Raw genomic sequence first — 4855 nt, 5'->3', positions numbered from 1 at the left:
GTTAACCAATGTTCCACGTGGGGATTTCAGTGCAACTTTGGAGGAATGGCAAGAAGAACATGACGGTATCATGAGAGTGTTGAACGAGCGACCGGCGGAGGTTGATCCATTCCAAAACAAGGCCAAAGTGTGCTGGGCAAAATGTCTGGTGCAAGTTCTTGAGACGGCCGGAATACGTATGACGGCAGATGAATGGAACACCATCTTGGCTTTCAGAGAGGACAGAGCGTACTCACCAGAAGTCGCTCTCAACGAGATTTGCACTCGTTACTACGGCGTTGACCTAGACAGCGGCCTATTCTCAGCGCAGTCAGTTTCCCTCTTTTATGAGAACAACCACTGGGACAACAGGCCCGGAGGACGCATGTACGGGTTCAACCATGAAGTAGCCAGGAAATATGCAGCCAGGTTTCCATTTCTACGTGGCAACATGAACTCGGGGCTACAACTAAACGTCCCTGAGAGGAAGCTCCAACCTTTTAGCGCTGAATGCAATATAGTCCCATCCAATCGTCGGTTACCGCATGCTCTAGTCACAAGCTATCAGCAGTGCCGTGGGGAGAGGGTAGAGTGGTTGCTGAAAAAGATTCCAGGTCACCAAATGTTACATGTAAGTGAGTACAACCTGGTGATACCTCACAAAAGAGTCTTCTGGATTGCACCTCCGCGGGTGTCAGGCGCGGACCGCACGTACGACATGGACCTAGGGTTACCTATGGATGCAGGCCGTTACGATCTGGTATTCGTCAACATCCATACTGAGTACCGGCAACACCACTACCAACAATGCGTCGACCATTCAATGCGTCTGCAGATGCTGGGAGGGGATTCACTACACCTGCTTAGACCAGGAGGCTCGCTGCTGATGAGAGCATATGGTTACGCAGACAGAGTCAGCGAGATGGTGGTGACAGCCCTGGCTAGGAAATTCTCGGCGTTCCGTGTCCTGAGACCGGCGTGTGTGACGAGCAACACAGAAGTGTTCCTGCTGTTTTCTAACTTTGATAACGGCAGAAGAGCGGTAACCTTGCACCAAGCTAACCAGAAACTTAGCTCAATGTATGCCTGCAACGGACTGCACACTGCTGGCTGTGCACCGTCATACAGGGTCCGCCGCGCAGATATATCAGGACACGGTGAGGAAGCAGTCGTAAATGCTGCCAATGCCAAGGGTACCGTGAGCGATGGAGTGTGCAGGGCGGTCGCTAAGAAGTGGCCATCATCTTTCAAAGGGGCTGCAACTCCAGTCGGCACAGCCAAGATGATCCGCGCAGATGGCATGACCGTAATCCACGCAGTGGGACCGAACTTCTCCACCGTAACAGAAGCCGAAGGGGACAGAGAGCTAGCGGCCGCGTACCGAGCTGTGGCTAGCATAATTAGTACCAACAACATAAAGAGCGTCGCAGTACCGCTGCTATCCACAGGCACCTTTTCCGGCGGTAAGGACAGAGTGATGCAGTCCTTGAACCACTTATTCACGGCATTGGATGCCACCGATGCAGACGTGGTTATCTACTGCAGAGATAAAAACTGGGAAAAGAAGATTCAGGAAGCCATCGACAGGCGGACGGCAATAGAGCTCGTATCCGAAGACGTGACCTTGGAAACCGATCTGGTTAGGGTACACCCGGACAGTTGCTTAGTCGGCAGAAATGGTTACAGTGCAACTGACGGTAAACTGTACTCTTACCTTGAGGGCACGAGGTTCCACCAGACGGCGGTCGACATGGCTGAAATATCAACTTTATGGCCAAGACTCCAAGATGCTAACGAGCAGATCTGCCTGTACGCCCTAGGGGAGACGATGGACAGCATACGCACTAAATGCCCAGTAGAGGACGCCGATTCGTCTACGCCGCCGAAAACGGTACCGTGTCTATGTCGGTACGCGATGACCGCGGAGCGGGTTGCCAGACTTAGGATGAATAACACCAAAAACATCATCGTGTGCTCCTCCTTTCCATTGCCGAAGTACAGGATAGAAGGCGTGCAGAAGGTGAAGTGTGACCGAGTGCTAATTTTTGACCAGACCGTCCCGTCACTAGTAAGTCCCAGAAAGTACATACAGCAGCCGCCGGAACAGCTGGATAATGTGAGCCTGACTTCTACGACGTCGACGGGATCCGCATGGTCATTTCCATCGGAAACGACCTACGAAACCCTGGAAGTCGTAGCCGAGGTACACACCGAACCTCCGATCCCTCCGCCTCGCCGACGTAGAGCAGCCGTCGCCCAACTTAGACAGGATCTGGAAGTCACCGAGGAGATCGAGCCGTACGTGATACAGCAAGCAGAGATCATGGTCATGGAGAGGGTCGCGACGACAGACATACGCGCTATCCCAGTCCCGGCACGGCGGGCCATTACAATGCCAGTCCCAGCCCCCAGTGTTCGTAAGGTCGCTACCGAACCTCCATTAGAACCGGAAGCTCCTATCCCGGCACCAAGAAAGAGAAGAACCACTGGCACCACACCTCCGCATAACCCCGAGGATTTCGTTCCCAGGGTACCGGTTGAGTTACCGTGGGAGCCGGAAGACCTAGACATCCAATTCGGTGACTTGGAGCCACGCCGCCGGAACACCAGGGACCGAGATGTCAGCACAGGAATACAGTTCGGTGACATCGACTTTAACCAGTCCTGACTAGGCAGGGCTGGCGCGTATATCTTTTCGTCTGACACTGGCCCGGGTCACCTACAGCAGAAGTCCGTAAGGCAACATGAATTGCCATGCGAGACTCTGTATGCCCATGAAGACGAACGCATATACCCGCCGGCATTTGACGGAGAGAAAGAGAAGGTACTCCAGGCAAAGATGCAGATGGCCCCGACAGAAGCGAATAAGAGCAGGTACCAGTCGAGGAAAGTAGAGAACATGAAGGCATTAATTGTAGAAAGACTACGCGAAGGAGCAAAGATGTACCTCCATGAGCAAACCGACAAAGTACCCACGTACACCAGCAAGTACCCTAGACCTGTGTACTCACCATCGGTGGATGACAGCCTGAGCGATCCGGAAGTGGCTGTGGCCGCCTGTAACTCTTTCTTAGAGGAGAATTATCCGACCGTGGCGAACTACCAGATAACCGATGAGTATGATGCTTATCTGGACTTGGTCGACGGCTCTGAAAGCTGCCTCGACAGAGCTACGTTCTGCCCGGCCAAACTAAGATGTTACCCTAAGCACCACGCATACCACCAACCACAAATCAGGAGCGCAGTACCTTCCCCTTTCCAAAACACGTTACAAAACGTGCTAGCCGCGGCCACTAAAAGAAATTGTAATGTCACCCAAATGAGAGAATTACCAACCATGGACTCTGCGGTGTTTAACGTAGAAAGCTTCAAAAAATACGCCTGTACCGGCGAATATTGGCAAGAATTTAAAGACAATCCTATACGGATCACCACCGAAAACATAACGACGTACGTGGCTAAACTCAAGGGTCCAAAGGCTGCTGCCCTTTTTGCCAAGACGCATAACCTGGTGCCGCTCCAGGAGGTGCCAATGGACCGCTTCGTGATGGATATGAAGAGAGATGTGAAAGTTACACCAGGCACCAAGCATACCGAAGAAAGGCCTAAAGTGCAAGTGATTCAAGCGGCGGAACCATTGGCCACGGCATATTTATGCGGAATCCACAGAGAGTTAGTCAGGCGGCTAAAAGCCGTTCTGACCCCGAACATTCACACTCTGTTTGACATGTCGGCGGAGGACTTTGATGCCATCATAGCGGCACATTTTCAACCGGGAGATGCTGTACTGGAGACAGATATCGCATCCTTCGATAAGAGCCAAGACGACTCCTTAGCGCTAACGGCGCTAATGCTTCTGGAAGACCTCGGGGTCGACCAAGAACTGCTGGACCTTATCGAAGCTGCGTTTGGTGAGATCACGAGTGTGCATCTACCTACCGGTACAAGATTTAAATTCGGTGCTATGATGAAGTCAGGAATGTTTCTTACACTCTTCATCAACACGCTGCTGAACATTGTCATAGCGTGCCGCGTCTTACGCGACAAATTATCGTCCTCGGCGTGCGCCGCCTTCATAGGTGATGACAACATAGTGCACGGCGTGAGGTCAGACCCGCTAATGGCAGAAAGGTGTGCGAGTTGGGTCAACATGGAAGTAAAGATCATCGATGCCACAATGTGTGAGAAACCACCGTACTTTTGTGGAGGATTCATCCTGTACGACAGTGTCGCCGGTACAGCGTGTAGGGTTGCAGACCCGTTAAAGAGGCTGTTCAAACTCGGGAAACCGCTCCCAGCGGACGACAACCAGGATGAAGACAGAAGAAGGGCACTAAAAGACGAAACAGTTAAGTGGTCCCGCATAGGATTGAGAGAAGAATTAGACGTGGCACTGAGCTCAAGATACCAAGTCAGTGGCGTCGGGAACATCACTAGAGCGATGTCCACGCTGTCTAAGAATTTGAAGTCTTTTAGGAAAATAAGAGGTCCCATTATACATCTGTACGGCGGTCCTAAATAGATGCAGGATTACACTACATCTAAAGACCACGTATTACAGACACCATGAATTACATCCCAACTCAAACCTTTTACGGACGCCGTTGGCGACCACGCCCGGCGTTCCGTCCATGGCGGGTGCCGATGCAGCCGGCCCCACCCATGATTCCAGAGCTGCAAACTCCGATCGTCCAGGCCCAACAGATGCAGCAGCTAATCAGTGCAGTTTCTGCCCTGACGACTAAGCAAAATGGCAAAGCACCGAAGAAGCCGAAGAAAAAGCCGCAAAAAGCGAAGGCTAAGAAAAACGAACAGCAAAAACTGTCTCTTATACACATCTCCGAGCCCACGAGACCTCTCTACATCTCGTATGCCG

Annotated in this window: 3 protein-coding genes; all 3 read left to right on the top strand. The window is 52.0% G+C overall.

The genetic code is table 11. The features are described from left to right. Nucleotides 1-2647: macro domain-containing protein (locus tag MFF06_RS22885; RefSeq protein WP_238208427.1), on the top strand; the 2647-nt coding region annotated here is incomplete at its 5' end. Between the two features lie 81 nt (nucleotides 2648-2728). Next, complete coding sequence (locus tag MFF06_RS22880) at nucleotides 2729-4501, top strand: RNA-dependent RNA polymerase family protein (protein WP_238208419.1); 1773 nt, start codon at nucleotides 2729-2731, stop codon at nucleotides 4499-4501. 44 nt (nucleotides 4502-4545) lie between these two features. After that, a partial coding sequence (locus MFF06_RS22875; RefSeq protein WP_238208417.1) for a hypothetical protein occupies nucleotides 4546-4855 on the top strand: 310 nt, incomplete at its 3' end.

The sequence above is a fragment of the Methylobacterium aerolatum genome (genome assembly GCF_022179085.1).
Lineage (GTDB): Bacteria > Pseudomonadota > Alphaproteobacteria > Rhizobiales > Beijerinckiaceae > Methylobacterium > Methylobacterium aerolatum.
Note: the sequence above shows the minus strand (reverse complement) of the source record. Positions and strands in the feature narration are given on the sequence as shown.